The organism is Halomonas denitrificans, from assembly GCF_003056305.1.
Lineage (GTDB): Bacteria > Pseudomonadota > Gammaproteobacteria > Pseudomonadales > Halomonadaceae > Halomonas > Halomonas denitrificans.
This window is the reverse complement of the sequence record NZ_PYVX01000001.1, coordinates 927,968-942,682: the sequence shown is the minus strand read 5'-3', so window position 1 is coordinate 942,682 and position 14,715 is coordinate 927,968. Positions and strand designations below refer to the sequence as shown.

13 protein-coding genes are annotated in these 14,715 nt (G+C 65.5%); 7 read left to right on the top strand and 6 right to left on the bottom strand.

Annotated features, from left to right (window positions below):
• The first annotated feature begins 85 nt into the window (after positions 1 to 85).
• The 3 genes from trpB to C9F13_RS04205 all read left to right on the top strand — a co-directional run bounded on the left by trpB (position 86) and on the right by C9F13_RS04205 (position 3,081).
• Positions 86 to 1,288 (top strand): tryptophan synthase subunit beta, encoded by a 1,203-nt coding sequence (trpB, locus tag C9F13_RS04215; protein ID WP_108444948.1) that lies wholly within the window; start codon positions 86 to 88, stop codon positions 1,286 to 1,288.
• Between the two features lie 119 nt (positions 1,289 to 1,407).
• Positions 1,408 to 2,781 (top strand): sensor domain-containing diguanylate cyclase, encoded by a 1,374-nt coding sequence (locus tag C9F13_RS04210; protein WP_108444947.1) that lies wholly within the window; start codon positions 1,408 to 1,410, stop codon positions 2,779 to 2,781.
• Positions 2,782 to 2,862: 81 nt separating this feature from the next.
• Positions 2,863 to 3,081 carry a hypothetical protein gene (locus C9F13_RS04205; protein WP_108444946.1) on the top strand — a complete coding sequence of 73 codons (219 nt, stop codon included), beginning with the start codon at positions 2,863 to 2,865 and terminating at the stop codon, positions 3,079 to 3,081.
• A gap of 113 nt (positions 3,082 to 3,194) precedes the next feature.
• On the opposite strand, the gene C9F13_RS04200 is transcribed toward C9F13_RS04205, so the two are convergent.
• Both C9F13_RS04200 and C9F13_RS04195 read right to left on the bottom strand, forming a co-directional pair.
• A complete protein-coding gene (locus C9F13_RS04200) occupies positions 3,195 to 4,607 on the bottom strand; it encodes a PhoH family protein (protein WP_108444945.1) in 1,413 nt (470 codons plus the stop codon).
• A 228-nt stretch (positions 4,608 to 4,835) separates the two neighbouring features.
• Positions 4,836 to 5,870 (bottom strand): patatin-like phospholipase family protein, encoded by a 1,035-nt coding sequence (locus C9F13_RS04195; protein ID WP_108444944.1) that lies wholly within the window; start codon positions 5,868 to 5,870, stop codon positions 4,836 to 4,838.
• A 482-nt stretch (positions 5,871 to 6,352) separates the two neighbouring features.
• Here C9F13_RS04195 and C9F13_RS17450 point away from each other — a divergent pair, with 482 nt between their 5' ends.
• The 4 genes from C9F13_RS17450 (at position 6,353) to C9F13_RS04175 (ending at position 9,552) form a co-directional block, all read left to right on the top strand.
• Complete coding sequence (locus tag C9F13_RS17450; protein WP_157955166.1) at positions 6,353 to 7,474, top strand: hypothetical protein; 1,122 nt, start codon at positions 6,353 to 6,355, stop codon at positions 7,472 to 7,474.
• Positions 7,475 to 7,584: 110 nt separating this feature from the next.
• On the top strand, positions 7,585 to 8,082 hold the full coding sequence (locus C9F13_RS04185) for a hypothetical protein (protein WP_108444942.1): 498 nt from the start codon (positions 7,585 to 7,587) through the stop codon (positions 8,080 to 8,082).
• A 48-nt stretch (positions 8,083 to 8,130) separates the two neighbouring features.
• Positions 8,131 to 8,835 carry a C39 family peptidase gene (locus tag C9F13_RS04180; protein WP_108444941.1) on the top strand — a complete coding sequence of 235 codons (705 nt, stop codon included), beginning with the start codon at positions 8,131 to 8,133 and terminating at the stop codon, positions 8,833 to 8,835.
• A gap of 15 nt (positions 8,836 to 8,850) precedes the next feature.
• Entirely contained in the window at positions 8,851 to 9,552 is a 702-nt protein-coding gene (locus tag C9F13_RS04175) for a hypothetical protein (RefSeq protein WP_108444940.1), read from the top strand.
• Between the two features lie 133 nt (positions 9,553 to 9,685).
• Here C9F13_RS04175 and C9F13_RS04170 read toward each other — a convergent pair whose 3' ends face one another.
• From C9F13_RS04170 to C9F13_RS04155, 4 genes are all read right to left on the bottom strand, one after another.
• On the bottom strand, positions 9,686 to 10,813 hold the full coding sequence (locus C9F13_RS04170) for a transporter (RefSeq protein WP_157955165.1): 1,128 nt from the start codon (positions 10,811 to 10,813) through the stop codon (positions 9,686 to 9,688).
• Between the two features lie 149 nt (positions 10,814 to 10,962).
• Positions 10,963 to 12,372 carry a sigma-54 interaction domain-containing protein gene (locus C9F13_RS04165; protein WP_211310895.1) on the bottom strand — a complete coding sequence of 470 codons (1,410 nt, stop codon included), beginning with the start codon at positions 12,370 to 12,372 and terminating at the stop codon, positions 10,963 to 10,965.
• Between the two features lie 755 nt (positions 12,373 to 13,127).
• Entirely contained in the window at positions 13,128 to 13,814 is a 687-nt protein-coding gene (locus C9F13_RS04160) for an SDR family oxidoreductase (protein WP_108444938.1), read from the bottom strand.
• A 101-nt stretch (positions 13,815 to 13,915) separates the two neighbouring features.
• Positions 13,916 to 14,653: a murein L,D-transpeptidase catalytic domain family protein gene (locus C9F13_RS04155; RefSeq protein WP_108444937.1), complete on the bottom strand. Its 738-nt coding sequence runs from the start codon at positions 14,651 to 14,653 to the stop codon at positions 13,916 to 13,918.
• Between the last annotated feature and the right edge of the window lie 62 nt (positions 14,654 to 14,715).

The window sequence follows — 14,715 nt, the reverse complement described above, 5'->3', positions numbered from 1 at the left end:
TTCGGCGAAGGTCGCCTCGACAGGCCCATGGCGCCGGGGCAGGATGGCATGACGTGATGCCGCATGCTCCCAGGACCGTGACCACATGAATGCCTCTCCCTTTGCCCCGCTTCCCGATGCCCAGGGCTATTTCGGCCGTTTCGGCGGCCAGCGGATCCCGCCGGCCCTCAAGGCCGTGATGGACGAGATCGACGCCGCCTACGAGGAGATCCGCCACCGCGAGGATTTCCAGCGCGAGCTGGCCGACCTGCTGGCCGACTACGTGGGACGCCCCAGCCCCATCTTCCATGCCCGGCGTCTCTCCGAGCAGCTGGGCGGTGCCCAGATCCACCTCAAGCGGGAGGACCTGAACCACACCGGTGCCCACAAGATCAACCACTGCCTCGGCGAGGCGCTGCTCGCCAAGTTCATGGGCAAGACCAAGGTGATCGCCGAGACCGGCGCCGGCCAGCATGGCGTCGCGCTCGCCACCGCCTGCGCCCTCGTGGGCATCCCCTGCGAGATCCACATGGGGCAGGTCGACATCGAGAAGGAGCACCCCAACGTCACCAAGATGAAGATCCTCGGGGCGACGCTGGTGCCGGTGACCCGCGGCACCGCGACCCTCAAGGATGCCGTGGACAGCGCCTTCGAGGAGTACCTGAAGGACCCGCAGCGCTTCATCTACGCCATCGGCTCGGTGGTGGGGCCGCACCCCTTCCCGAAGATGGTCCGCGACTTCCAGGCGATCATCGGCCGCGAGGCACGGGAACAGTTCCTCGAACGCCACGGTCGCCTGCCGGACCATGTCACCGCCTGCGTGGGCGGCGGCTCGAATGCCATCGGCATGTTCACCGCCTTCCTGGAGGATGACGGCGTGCACCTGGTGGGCGTGGAGCCGGCCGGGGAGGGGCTCGATACCCCGCGACACTCCGCTACCCTGACCCTGGGCCGGCCCGGCGAGATCCACGGCATGGCCTGCTACGTGCTGGAGGACGAGGCGGGCCAGCCGATGGCCGTGCACTCCATCGCCTCGGGGCTCGACTACCCCGGCGTGGGACCCCAGCACAGCTACCTCAAGGAGCTGGGGCGAGTGGATTACCAGAGTGCCACCGACGACGCCTGTCTCGAGGCCTTCCTCACGCTGTCGAGGGTCGAGGGGATCATCCCGGCCCTGGAGAGCGCCCATGCCGTGGCCTGGGCGATGCGGACGGCGCCGACCCTGGCCGCCGACCGGCATATCCTGGTCAACCTGTCGGGCCGGGGGGACAAGGACGCGGACTACGTCGCGGCGCGTCTCGGCCTCTAGCGCTCGTCGCCCCATCGCCTCGTCGAACCGTCGAGTCGTCGAACCGTCGAACCGTCGAACATGTGGTCCCGACCATCCTGGGCTAGGGTGTGAGATGTACGAAGGGCGGGAGATCCTTCATGATCGACGCGGGGAACCCCGGGACGGTGGGCATGGGACGCATCAGGGATCACTGGCGGCACTGGGTGTCGTCTAGGCGGCAGCGGGCCTCGTTGGCCGGCTCGCTGCTGGACGGCTTCCCGGGTGTGGCGATGCTCGTCGATGCTGACGGCGTCATCCTCTGCGTCAATCCCGGCTTCGAGCGCTACAGTGGTCATCCGTCGTACACGATGCTGGGACGGCGCGTCACCTGCCTGGATGTGGATCCGCTGCACGGTGACATCGCCCGGGCCCTGGCGCACAGCGTGACGCGCCGTGGCGCCTGGCGCGGTGGGCTGACGTGTCGCCGGGCCGACGGGCAGGTCACCCACCAGCAGGGCGTCTTCCAGCCGCTGGAGACGCGTCCCGGCGAGCCGCTGCGCCTGCTGATCACCCTGCAGGACATCACCGTGCTGCATCGGAGCGCCGTCGACGATCATGACCGGCTCACCGCCCTCCAGGGCACGGTGGACCGGCTGCCCGGCGTGGTCTTCCAGCTTCGCCAGTCGGCGCGGGGCGATCTCGAGTTCCGCTACCTCAGTGCCGGGCTCCAGGCGCTGGCGGGGCTCCCGTCACGGGAGGCGGTGAAGAGCGCCGAGACGCTGCTGGGAAGGCTGCACGAGGACGATCGTCAGCGCCTCGACACCACCCTGGCGCAGTCGGCGGTCAGCCTGGCGCCCTGGTCGCTGGAGTTCCGCCTCTCCCTCGGTGACGAGGTGCGCTGGATCGAGGGGCGGGCCACCCCCCGCCGGCAGCGCGACGGCGATACCCGCTGGGACGGCGTGCTGCTGGACATTACCGCGCGCAAGGACGAGGAGCAGCGCACCCAGAAACTGGTCCGCACCGACATGCTCACCGGGGTGCTCAATCGTCGCGCCTTCTTCGACTACGGCGAGGCCGTGCGGGCGCTGGCCGCGCGTCACGGGCGGGCGGTGCCCCTGGCCATGCTCGATATCGACCACTTCAAGCAGCTCAACGATACCCACGGCCATGCCGCCGGCGACCTGGCCCTGCAGGCGTTCGCCACGGCCTGTCGCGACTGCCTGCGGCCCTATGATCTCTTCGCGCGCATCGGCGGCGAGGAGTTCGCCGTCATGCTGGTGGATACCTCGCCGGAGGAGGCTCGGGGCGTGCTGGATCGCCTGCGTGCCGCGGTGCAGGCGCTCGAACTGGACGTGCAGGGCGAGCGCCTGCGGGTCACGGTGAGCCTGGGGCTGGCGGTGATCCCCCCGCAGGGGAGCCTCGATTTCGCGCTCTCCCAGGCCGACGCGGCGCTCTACCGCGCCAAGCGCGAGGGCCGCAATCGCCTCGTCTCGGCGCCGGGCTATCCCGAGCCCCATGAACACGTTCGCTGATCGATGGTCCGATGGCTGGAGAAACGCCGCCGAGATCGGCAGGATGGGTAACCCCTACACCGCAACACGAGGAGCCATGCCATGTCTCTGTCGGAAGACTTTCGCCTGCCTGTTGCCTGTCCGAGTTGCGGCAGTCACCTGATGCGCGTCTCCAGCGTCAAGAATCCCGATGACCAGGTGCACTGCGCCTCCTGCCACCGTTACGTCTGCCTGTGGCACGAGGCGCAGTCCGTGCTGAGAAAGGGACCCGGCAGCGAGAGCGAGGCCCTGATCGAGAAGGCGGTCAACCGCGGCGCCTGAGGAATGACCCATGGCGGCGCGCCATCCGCCGAGGCGGACCACCGCGTGGCGCAGCATCGGGAAGGGCCGGGCCGAGAGGCGCCGGCCCTTCGTCGTCTCCGGCCCTCGATCGACTAGAGCAGCTCCTCGCCGGCCAGGGCCAGGCGCGAGCGCTCGACGCTCTTCAGGGTGACGTGGCCGGCGTGGGGCCAGTCGCGGAAGTGCTGGACCACCGCCGCCATGCCGCAGGTGTTGGCGGTGAGGTAGGGGGTGTCGATCTGGCCGACGTTGCCGAGGCAGACGATCTTGGTGTTGCGCCCGGCCCGGGTGATCAGCGACTTGAGCTGTTTGGGGGTGAAGTTCTGGGCCTCGTCGATGATCAGGAAGGTGTCGTTCAGGGTGCGCCCGCGCATGAAGCCGGGGGCGCGGATCTGCACCCGTGAGCCCAGCAGCTGACGGGTGGCGTCCTGGTTCCAGGTGCTGCTGCCGTCGTGCTCGTCGCGCAGCAGGTTGTCCATGTTGTCGTGGAAGGCGCCCATCCAGGGCGACATCTTCTCCTCCTCGGTGCCGGGCAGGAAGCCGATGTCCTCGCTCATGGAGATCGGCGCCCGGGTGAAGACGATGCGTTCGAAGCGCTTGCTGTCCAGGGTCTGCTGGAAGGCGGCGGCCAGCGTCATGAAGGTCTTGCCGGTGCCGGCGCTGCCGGCGATGGTGACCAGGTCGATCTCATCGTCCATCAGCAGGTTGAGGGTGAAGTTCTGCCGGCTGTCGTGGGCGTGCACGCCCCAGACGCTGGCGCCGTGGCGGTAGTTGGTCAGCAGCTCCAGGTGGGCGTGCTTCGGCCCCACCTCGCGGACGATGGCCTCGAAGCTGGCCCCCTCGTCGCTGTCGGAGACCAGCATGCCCAAGTGCCATTCGCGCGGCATCTCGCCGGCGAGGCGGTAGACGACGCGCTGCTCCTGGCGCTCGACCTTCACGTCCGCGGCGAGGCTGTCCCATAGCCCGCTGCCGTCGTGGCCAGCGTCGGGGTAGATCCGGGCGCCGTCGGTCATGGCGTCGCTGTCGTCGAAGGCGCGGTCGGTGAGGTAGTCCTCGACCGGCACCTCCAGTGCCGCCGCCTTGACCCGCAGGTTGATGTCCTTGGTGACCAGGATCACCGAGGCGTCGGGGCGCTCGTCGCGCAGTCGGCAGGTCTCCGCCAGCAGGCGGTTGTCGGGGCTGTCGTCCAGCGGATCGAGCGCTTTCAGGTCGTGGTAGCAGAGCAGGCGCAGGCGACCCTCGGGGCCGACCAGCCGTGGGATGGGAATGCCGTCGCGAATCTGGTCGATATCGACGTTGGCGGTGAGGTCCGAGAGGGTGCGGCTAACTTGACGGGCGGTGCGGGCGATCTCGCGGATGCCGTTCTTGTGCTTGTCGAGCTCCTCGAGCACGGTCATGGGGATGACGACCTCGTGCTCGTCGAACTGGTAGAGGGCGGCGGGGTCGTGGATCAGGACGTTGGTGTCCAGCACGTAGAGCCGGGTGGCCTTCTTGTCGATGCGTACCATCGGCGCAGTTCTCCTGGTGTCATGGTGTCGACACTGCCGGCGCGCGATGTCAGGGAGGTGACAGGGGCGCTGGCGCTGTCGTCCCGCTCGATGTCTGTCGTGTCACCTCCTGATGGCCTGGGATGGGGGCTGGCCAGCTACCGGTCTGTCGGGTACCGGCCTGATTGGAGCATGGACGCCGTTTGTCGATGCTGCAATGCAATATCATGATGAACCCTCAACGCTGGCTCAGCGAGGGGGCTCGACCTCCTGGAAGATGCCTTCCAGGTCCAGCGTGGAGTGCCGGCCCAGCGCCTCGACGTTATCGTCCAGCCAGGCCTCGGTGGTCGCGCGGCCCAGGTCGTGCAGATGGCAGAGGAAGGCCCATTCGGCATTGAGCTTGCTGGAGACGGAGAGGTGCGAGAGCGGCTCGTCGCCGCTGAGGTGGTGGAGCCTGGCGTCGCCATAGCAGCCGATGTCGATGTCGTGCTCGCCGAGCAGCTTCTGCAGCGTCGCGATCATGCGCACCTCCTTGATCAGGGCGGCATTGAAGGTGATCTCGTTGAGCCGGTTGAGGATGTCAGCGGCGCTGGTGGGCAGCTCCTGACGGTAGAGGGGGGTAATCTGCACCAGCAGGATGTCGCCCGCCGTGCAGTCGTGCAGCAGGGGCGAGAGCGAGGGGTTGCCCATGTAGCCGCCGTCCCAGTAGGCCTCGCCGTCGATCTCCACGGCCTGGAAGACGGTGGGCAGGCAGGCCGAGGCCATCACCGCATCGAGACTCATCTCCTCCCGGGAAAAGATTCGCTGCTTGCCGCTGCGCACGTTGGTGGCGGTGACGAAGAGCTTGAGGCGCTCGCAGGCGCGCACCCGGTCGAAATCGACCCGCTCGGCGACGATGTCCCGCAGCGGATTGAGATTGAAGGGGTTGAAGTGGTAGGGCGAGACCAGTCGACTCATCAGGTCCAGGGCGATATAGCCGGGGGAGTGGTCGAGGCTCCAGTTGCCGGTCATCACGTCCAGCGGGGTGCGACGCACGGGGCTCGCCATGCCCGCTCGGCTCACCGCACGCCAGAAGTCACGCAGCGCCAGGCGGGCAGTCTCCTCGTCGCCACGGGTCAGGGCGTCGGCCATCACCACGCCGTTCATGGCTCCAGCACTGGTGCCACTGATGCCCTCGATTTCGATGCGCTCGTCCTCGAGCAGGCGGTCCATCACTCCCCAGGTAAAGGCGCCGTGAGCACCGCCCCCCTGCAGGGCCAGATCTATGCGCTTTCTTTCGCTCATGTCCGCTCCATAGGCCGGTGAGCCGGCACGCGACTGACTGAGGTCTCGCTCAGCGTAATGGTGTGACGGGGCAGCGGCCAGTCCGACCCTCCCGACGGAGAGCCGCCTCGCCTCGACGGGCTTTCCTGCCGGCACTGTAACGTTCTCGAGGCACTCTGCCGAACGTCGTTAACGGATTGTTTTTCAAGAGAATAAAAGCCCCTTCGCGCCAATCTCCCGGTCCTGTGTTCAGGTCATGGAGCACTCACGGTTCCGCAACAAATGGGTGGCCGGACATCCCTATCGGCCCGGAAGTACGCGAGATGTATAAATTTCTCACTCTTACAGTTGCTTACATCTGTGACGAGAGGTCGTTGGCACGGTTCATGCTCCTGTCTTGAAGACTGCGAGCGGGAAGCGTCATTCAAGGGTCCTCCATTATGAGTTGGGACGCTGGCGCGAGTTCGCAGGCTGCAGCAGACACAACAAATGGAGACATGATCATGAAAAAGTATCTTGTACTCGCGGGTACGCCCTTGCTGGCCCTGGTAATGGCCATCTCCACGGCGCACGCGAACCCGAGTGCCGGTTATGCAGATGACATCGACCAGGAAGTGGATTCGAATGCCAATGCGACCGGCGGCAACAGCGGTAGTGCCAACGGTGGCGCCGGATTCGGTATGGGCTATGCGGGCGGTGGTACCGGCGGCAGTGCCGACGGCGCTGTTGACGACTCCGGCGGGAACGGCGGGAACGGTGGTGCCGGCACTGGCGGATATGCAGCAGGGTCCGGCGCAGGTGGCATGGGTGGCTCGACTGGCCGCGGTGGTGACGCCTGGGCCATGAGCGAATCCTACAACACCTCGACCAGTGTCATCTCCATCCAGGAACTCAACTCCACCGTCAATGGTGCCGGTATCAGCATCAGCGGGGCCCGCGGTGCGGCTGGGGCGACCGGTGGTGAGGGTGGCGGTGCCATGTCGGCCAGCCTTGGCATGGGTATCGGCGGCCATGGTGGTGATGGCAATGGCGGTAATGGCGGTGACGCCGGTGCATCGACCTGGACCGACGCCTCGGGTGGAGATTCAGGTAGTACCGGTACCGGCTTCGGTATGGGCTTCGGTACCGGCGAGGGTGGCAATGCCGGTGCATACGCAGGCTCCAGCTCCGGCGCCAATGCAGAGAATGATGATGGCGATGATGGAGCACAGAGGGCCGATTCGGATTCCGGTGCCGGGGCAACCGCCACTGCCGGAACCGGCGGTGCAGGTTCAGGTTCAGGCAGCGGCTCCGGTACGGGTAGCAGTTCCGCCACGGCGGGTGCAGGCGGGAGCGGTGGTGATGCTGGCGCCGTGGCCGGCAACGGCGGCGCCGGTAACGGCGGCGGCGGTGGCGGCGGTCAGGGCACCGGCGGCAACGCCTATGCCTATGCCGGCGCCGGCGGCACTGGTGGTGACGGCGGCAACGGCGGGGCAGCCAGCCTGGCCACCGGTGCGGCCAACGTGTCCGTGGGAGGCGGCGTGTTCGGTGGCATCAACAACATGAACGTGTCCACCGGCCTCTACAACTCTCAGCTGTCCGGTACCAGCGTGGCGGCTCACAGCAACGTGAGCATCGGCAACTGATCCGGAGCGCATGACGCGCTGACATGATGCGAGCGTCGGGAGCCGGTGGAGGAAACTCCACTGGCTCCTCGGTGAAGCGTCCCTATGGCCGGATTTCGGGAGTTCACGCCATGAAGAGCACGACAGTCAATTCTTGCCCCGGCAGGGGCCGTCATCACCCCACGGCGACGATGCCATTCCTCCTGGCGGCGTTGTTGATGATGATGGGCGCGCCGGACGGTCAGGCGGAAACGGCAACCACCCTGTACCACGAAGCCGCCTTGGTCGGAGAGGGGGGCGGAGAACGCATGACGCAAGGTTTCACGACACAAGGTTTCACGGAGGGTTTCGCGGCCATGGAGCAGCTGGATCTCTCCACGATGGAGCGGAGCAGGGCTCGGGAAGGGCAGATGACCGTTAACGTCAACACGGTCAAGAGCGTCCAGAAGATGCAGGCATCAGTGAGCGATACCTCCTTCGATATCGGCGGCAATATGGTCTCGGGAAGCATCACCTTCGCGCCGGAAGCGCTGGGCAGCTACAGCGGCACCGGTATCTTCAGTGCCGTGACCGGCAACGGCAACTCCATCAACAGCGCGGTGGGCATCAGCGTGTTCATTGCGGACTGACGCGATGAACGCTCGTCGCACGACGCGCCCACCAAGAGACGATTTGCCATGAACGTGCATCGACGCCTTCGTTGTGGACTGGCATCACTGCTGATCATTGCAGGCAGCATTGACGCTCTCGCCGGCCAGGTGACCATTGCCAATCGGTTCGGCAACTTCCAGGTCGAGGCCAAGAGCCTGCAGGAGAAGGGCTGGGACCGGGTGATTCGGCAGGAGTACGATTACAGCTGTGGATCGGCCGCCGTGGCGACGCTCTTGACCTACCACTATCAACGCGACACCACCGAGGCCGAGGTCTTCGAGACGATGATTCGCGCCGGCGATGCCGAGCAGATTCAGCGTCACGGGTTTTCCATGCTGGACATGAAGCGCTATCTGGATCGTCGTGGGCTCAACGCCGACGGCTTCAGGATCTCGCTGGACGACTTCATTCGCATCGGCGTTCCGGCCATCACCATGGTGAACACCGGTGGCTACAAGCACTTCGTCGTCGTCAAGGGAATCGATGACGGCAATGTGCTGGTGGGAGATCCTGCCGCCGGGACCCTGGTGGTGCCTCGCGAGCAGTTCGAACAGCTGTGGAACGGCACGGTCCTCGGTGCGCGCGCCGAGATCGAGGTGGCCCGCCGGCATTTCAACCATGACCAGGACTGGGCCGTTCGCCCCGACTCCCCGCTCGCCAGGGGCGTGAACCGCTCGAGCGTCGGTGCCAGCCTCCTGACCCTGCCCGCGTACAACGAGCTGGGGCGGTAACGAGGAGATGGCACGATGAACTCTCGGGCTTTCGGTAACACGACGGCGAGCCGCTTGGGCTGGGCCTTTGCGACGGCACTCTTCCTGACGGCCGCCTCCCAGGAGGGGTCGCTCTCTGCGGGGGCGCCGGCATCGGCCTCCCATCAGTATCAGGGGCCTGTCTCGCTCCACGACGCGGACAGGCTCTATGCCGAGGTGTCGCGGTCTCGCGGCGCCCAGGACGGTTTCCACCGCGGGGCCGTGATCGTGGAAGAGGAGTTGGGGCAGATGCGTGCCGGCTTCAATTTCGGAGGGCTCGATGTGGATTTCGGCGCCCGTCTGCAGACCCTGATCGACAACCGCGTCGAGCTGGTCTCCGTCGTGAACTTCACCAGGGCAGGCGCCAATATCGTCTCGCAGACCTTTCGTGATCCTGGCGGGACGGCGACCCAGGTCGGTAACGGCACGCTATCGGTGACCGACGTGACCCCCGGTGGGGTGAACCTGACGGGCCTGGCCGACTTCTCGGGGATCGCCTTGAACGATGCCAAGGGCTTTACCACTGCCCTGCACAACATCACCCGGGATGCCATCATCAGCGGCGTGGTCAGCAACGCCTCGGGACGCGACATTCAGCAGCGCATCGATATCAACATTCAGCTCAACAATATCGGCGCCCTGGATGCGGCCAGGAAGCGGGCCGCGATCCTGGATTCCTTCTCCGGCATCCTGCGCTGAGACCGACGTTTTCCACGCTCTCTCATCTGGCCATAGCCATAACAATCCGAGGCTGCCTGCAAGAGGCAGCCTCGGGCTTTTGACATCGCTGTGCAGCAGTTCCGTGGGATGATTTCGCGCCCCCGGTGTCGGCCTAGAAGACGTTCATGCCGATAGGCATGCGCAGGGTCAGGGTGGTGTCCGGGGCGTCCTCGGTGATGCCGAGCTCGAGCCCGAGGTTGACGTTCACATCCGGACTCAGCGCGTAGTTCCAGCCCAGCAGCAGGGAGCCGACGTTCAGCGTCTGCGACTCTACCCGGGTGGTGCTGCCAGTGACCGTATTGACGTATTCGGTCTTGGTCTTGCCGATGAAGTCATTCTTGTAGCCCAGCGTGAAGGACGTCCGTGGATTGATCGCATAGGCCATGCCGAAGCTGAGGCGGACGGCATCGCCCGGATCGACGTCGCCGACCTCGATATTGTCCCCATCATCGTCCGTCAGGCGCTGATCGACACTGTCCTCGAGGTGAAAGACATAGCCCAGGTTGGCGAAGTAGACCGCTGGTGCCGACGGCAACAGCATGGTGATACTGGGCTCGATCGAGTGGAACCCCGTGCCCGTCGAGAGCTCCAGCGGGTTGCCGGCGCTGTCGCGGTCGATATCGAAGGGGCCCCTGCCGGTGGTGGTCTTGTAGCGCAGGTTGCCGATGAAGAAGGGCATGCCGTTCTGGCCGCGATTCAGCTGATAGTGGGCGGCCAGTTCGATATCGCCCAGGCTGTCGCCGGAGAGCTCGCGGTCGATGCTGAAGACGTCGTCCTCACTCTGCTCGATGGGGACGTTGACCCTCTCGTTCTCGTCCCGATAGACATAGGGCACCTTCATCTCGAGTTCCAGACGATCGGTGAAGCCCAGGCGACCGGTCAGGGAGGCCGTGTAGTTGTCGCGGTCGACGTCCTGGGCGGTGAACACCCCGATCAGCAGCGTGCTGAGCACGCTGACCCCCTCGAAGGTCATGCGGTTGATGCTTTCGTGGGCGTACTGGAACTCGGGTTCCAGGATGAGCCGGCCCTTGGGCGTGAGCACCCCGCCGTACTCGGCGGCGGCTTGAATCTGCGGTCGCTCATCCTGCGCTTCGGGTGCCTGCCCTACCGGTTTCCCCCGAACGCTCTGTATCGCTTCCTGTCGTGTTTCCTGGGTCGCATCCTGGGCCAGGGCCGGCAAGCAGCCAAGCATGGCGATGAGGCCCGCAGCATAGCGGACAGTCGTGGTTCCTGAACTCATGGCTTCGTTCCTGTTCTTGTTGCTTGTCACGCGCCACATGCTGCGCCCTATCGGCAGCGCCTCGAGGCGTGCAGTGATGATCCCCGTTGCGTCGCCCCTCCCCAGGGGCGAGCCGTCATGGGCCGCAGTGCGCTGGCCCCGGCTCATGTTCAGGTTAGTTGAATGGTCTTGGATGTCGACGAAAAGTCTGATGCCGCCTCATCCGGGCCGCCGTTCCTGTCGATGCCATGTTTCTCGAGCAATCGGTACAGGGTGACCCGAGAGATGCCGAGCTCGCGCGCCGCGTGCAGTATCTTGTGCTTGTTGCGCGCCAGCGCGGCCTTGATCGCCTCGCATTCCGCCGCATCGCGGGCCTGCTGCAGGGAGTCGGTGCCGCGGGAGTGGCCGTTGCGCCGCTCCAGCCCCAGGTCGGCGGGGCTGATCAGGCGATGCTCGCACATGATCATGGAGCGCCTGACCCGGTTCACCATCTCGCGTATGTTCCCCGGCCAGCGATGCTGTCGCATCACCATCAGGCTCTCGTGGCTGAACCCCCGCACCTTCACCGGCTTGTCGTCGGCGAAGCGGCGAAAGAAGAAGTTGGCCAGCGGTTCGATATCCTCCGGGTGCTCCCTGAGCGCAGGCGTCTGCACCTGCAGGACATTGAGCCTGTGGTAGAGGTCCTCCCTGAATTCTCCCTTCTCGATGGCCTGCTCGAGATCGACATGGGTCGCCGCCAGCACCCTGACATCGACGGGAATCTCCTTGAGCCCGCCAACGCGAAACACCGTCAGGGTCTCCAGAAACCGCAGCAGGTTGACCTGCATGTCCAGGGGAAGATCGCCGATCTCGTCCAGGAAGAGGGTACCGTCCTGTGAGTTCTCGATGATGCCGGTCTTTCGCTGGTTGGCGCCGGTGAAGGCGCCTTTTTCATGGCCGAATAGCTCCGACTGGATGAGTCCCGCGGGCAGCGCGCCGCAGTTGACGACGTTGAAGGGCCCGTGGCGTCGCGACGAGAGATCATGAATGGCCCGGGCGGTGAGCTCCTTGCCGGTGCCGGATTCTCCGGTGATCAGCACGGGGGCGTCGACCGCGGCCACCTTGTGAATGGTCCGGTAGAGATGCTGCATGACCGGCGTATCGCCCACCATGCGCAAGTCATCGTTCTGACGGTCCGTTCGAAAGGCGTCGTAGCGATCCTGCAGCCTGGCCATGCCCAGGGCACTTTCCAGGAGCGCATTGACGCTGCGGGCGTCCAGGGGAGCGGTCCGATAGGCAAAGCAGTTGCTATAGATCAAATCGCGGGCCCTGTCGCTCAGTCGGTCGACATCCTCCACGAGCACCACCCAGTGAAGCGTCGAGAGCTCAACGGCCCGCTCCATCTCAAGCGGAAACGATTCGGCGCCGGCTTCGAGAAAGGTCAGGCCAATCCTGCAGTCATGCTTGCCAATGAAGCTCAGGGCTTCCTGGAGGTTGTCGGTCTGAAAAACCGACCAGTCATGGTGGGGGAGCTCCTCGACGATGGCCTGAAATAGCGAGTGATTGCCGATTGCCATGATCTGCCGTGATGATTCCATCATCCTTTGTCCTTATGGTTGTTTCTGGCAACCATTATTGATGGTGATCAGGGCCCTGCGAAGCCTGCCGATAGCCGCGGGTCTTATCCCGCTTGTCATGATCGATTTATTTATCGCGATGCCAGTCGCATGATGCCTGCCGACCGTGTCCCTCCAGGACATGAACATGCCCGCCCCCCTGGCCGAAAGGGGGAGAGGAAGTGACGCATCGAAGCCTTGCGATCGCTGTCCGTTGCCTGCCGTTCACAGTGTTGGCGGCTCTGTCATGATTGTAAAGTCATGTTACAAATCATCGGCGTAGGTCTTACTCGAAAAGCACGCTGCCATGCAAGAGAAACTCTCGGCTTTTCAGAGGATTGAAGAAAGGCGGCCGACTCTGGTCGAGAGAGCGTCAGGCCATTTTCATCATGAATTTGGTACTCGAGACTGGGAGGAGTTACTGGAATGATGCCTGGGTAGGCGAAAGCCTCATCAATGCTTCTGAGAGACCTCATGTTGCCGGAGTCACGTCGTCTCCGGCCGCGCAATTTCTCACGTTCGCGACCGTTTTGGCACGGTGATCGATCCAGAGAGGGAGGCACCATCGCGTCGCGGGTCGAACGGCCCGGTCGCGTCATGGAGGCCGAGCGGCTCTGTCGAACCCCGCCCGCCGGCCTCCCTGCCCGGAGAGGGCTTGAGGTGCTGCCGCCATCCCTGGCGCAGGGCCCGGCGCGATGGCCGGGTAGTGAAGGAGAAGCGTGGCGGTGGAAAGGGGAGGGCTACTCCACGGGGGGCGTGGGGCGTATCAAGATCTCGTTGACGTCCACATGCGCCGGCTGGTCGAGCGCGTAGATCACCGCGTTGGCGATATCGCGATCCTCGAGGGCGTACTCCGGTGGCTCGTCGAAGAAGGGGGTGTCCACCATGCCGGGCTCGATCAGCGTCACCCGGATGCCGCTGCCGCGCAGCTCTTCCCGCAGGTTGTAGCCGATGCCGGTGACCGCCCACTTGGTGGCGCCGTACATGGAGCCGGGGATGGTGGCACGGCCGGCGGCAGAGCCGGTGAGCAGTACCTGGCCGCGACTGTGGCGCAACGCCGGCAGGGTCGCCTGCAGGGTCAGGCCCACTCCATAGATATTGGTCAGGATCATGTCGCGCCAGGCCTCGTGGTCGGCGCCGCTGAACCCGCCCGGCGAGCCGCCGCGTCCCGCGTTGGCGAACACCGCATCGATGCGCCCGAAGCGCTCCAGCGCCTGTTCGACCATGGCCTGCTGCTCTTCCATGGAGGTGACGTCGCAGCCGACGGCGAGAACGTTTTCCGGACCCAGCTCCTCGGCCAGGGCCGTCAGCTTCTCCCGGGAGCGGGCCGCCAGCACCAGCTGATAGTGCGCGCGGGCGGCGGCGCGGGCCGTGGCCGCGCCGATACCGCTCGAGGCTCCGGTAATCAGTAATACCCGATCTTTCATCGTCCTCTCCTGTGCCAGTGAGACGCCAGACTGCAGAATGGCGCAGTCACCGCCGTCCGTGCAATCCCGCCGCCCACCTCGGGGCGTAGCGGTGCGGGGCCTCAGTTCATGGCCAGGGGCGCCTCGTCACGGTCGCAGCGGAAGAAGTTCGAACTCGCCAGCCACTCCGGATCCGGGTAGTAGGTGAAGAGGTACTGATCCTCCTTGATGCTGTCGATCAGCGGGGTCGCCACTTCCTGGCGAACCGCCGGGCAGCCGTGGCTGCGGCCGAGACGGCCGGTCTGCTCGATGAACGCCTCGCTCACATAGTCGGCGCCATGGATGACGATAGCGCGCTCGTAGGCCAGGTCGTTGACGCCGGGCTCCAGCCCCTCGAGGCGCAGGGAGTAGCCGTTGCTGCCCCGGTAGCTGTTCATGGTGCGAAACAGCCCGATGCTGGACTGGTGACTCTCCGGGACGTTGGAGAAGCTCCTGGCCACGGCATTGCCCGATCCCTGGCCGTGGGAGACCAGCTCCTTGAACAACAATCGCTGACGCTTCAGGTCGAAGACCCACAGGCGCGGCTCGGTGGAGGGCAGCGAGAAGTCGATCACCGCCAGCCGCTCGGCATCCGGGTCGGCGCAGGAGAGCGCGCGGGCCGCCAGGCGCATCACCCGGGCATCGGCGCCGGGGGCCAGTTGGCGCAGGGTCTGGGCGAGGGAGGCTGGCTGATGCGGCGTGTCGGGCGATGCACTGTGCGCCTGGGCGGCATCGCTGGCCAGCAAGGGCAGGGCGCCCAGCAGCAGGGCGCTGCAGAGGGCCGCGCCGGGTAGCCATCGGCTCGGGACATTCATGGGCATTCGGGAAACCTGTCGATGGGGTGCGCTGCCGGCTCGACGTCCATTCCGGGACGGAGCGGCGA

What these genes read in the sequence shown, in the direction of transcription:
- trpB (WP_108444948.1), top strand. Translation starts at nt 86, where the DNA reads ATGAATGCCTCTCCCTTTGCCCCGCTTCCCGATGCCCAGGGCTATTTC.
- C9F13_RS04210 (WP_108444947.1), top strand. Translation starts at nt 1,408, where the DNA reads ATGATCGACGCGGGGAACCCCGGGACGGTGGGCATGGGACGCATCAGG.
- C9F13_RS04205 (WP_108444946.1), top strand. Translation starts at nt 2,863, where the DNA reads ATGTCTCTGTCGGAAGACTTTCGCCTGCCTGTTGCCTGTCCGAGTTGC.
- C9F13_RS04200 (WP_108444945.1), bottom strand. Translation starts at nt 4,607, where the DNA reads ATGGTACGCATCGACAAGAAGGCCACCCGGCTCTACGTGCTGGACACC.
- C9F13_RS04195 (WP_108444944.1), bottom strand. Translation starts at nt 5,870, where the DNA reads ATGAGCGAAAGAAAGCGCATAGATCTGGCCCTGCAGGGGGGCGGTGCT.
- C9F13_RS17450 (WP_157955166.1), top strand. Translation starts at nt 6,353, where the DNA reads ATGAAAAAGTATCTTGTACTCGCGGGTACGCCCTTGCTGGCCCTGGTA.
- C9F13_RS04185 (WP_108444942.1), top strand. Translation starts at nt 7,585, where the DNA reads ATGAAGAGCACGACAGTCAATTCTTGCCCCGGCAGGGGCCGTCATCAC.
- C9F13_RS04180 (WP_108444941.1), top strand. Translation starts at nt 8,131, where the DNA reads ATGAACGTGCATCGACGCCTTCGTTGTGGACTGGCATCACTGCTGATC.
- C9F13_RS04175 (WP_108444940.1), top strand. Translation starts at nt 8,851, where the DNA reads ATGAACTCTCGGGCTTTCGGTAACACGACGGCGAGCCGCTTGGGCTGG.
- C9F13_RS04170 (WP_157955165.1), bottom strand. Translation starts at nt 10,813, where the DNA reads ATGAGTTCAGGAACCACGACTGTCCGCTATGCTGCGGGCCTCATCGCC.
- C9F13_RS04165 (WP_211310895.1), bottom strand. Translation starts at nt 12,372, where the DNA reads ATGATGGAATCATCACGGCAGATCATGGCAATCGGCAATCACTCGCTA.
- C9F13_RS04160 (WP_108444938.1), bottom strand. Translation starts at nt 13,814, where the DNA reads ATGAAAGATCGGGTATTACTGATTACCGGAGCCTCGAGCGGTATCGGC.
- C9F13_RS04155 (WP_108444937.1), bottom strand. Translation starts at nt 14,653, where the DNA reads ATGCCCATGAATGTCCCGAGCCGATGGCTACCCGGCGCGGCCCTCTGC.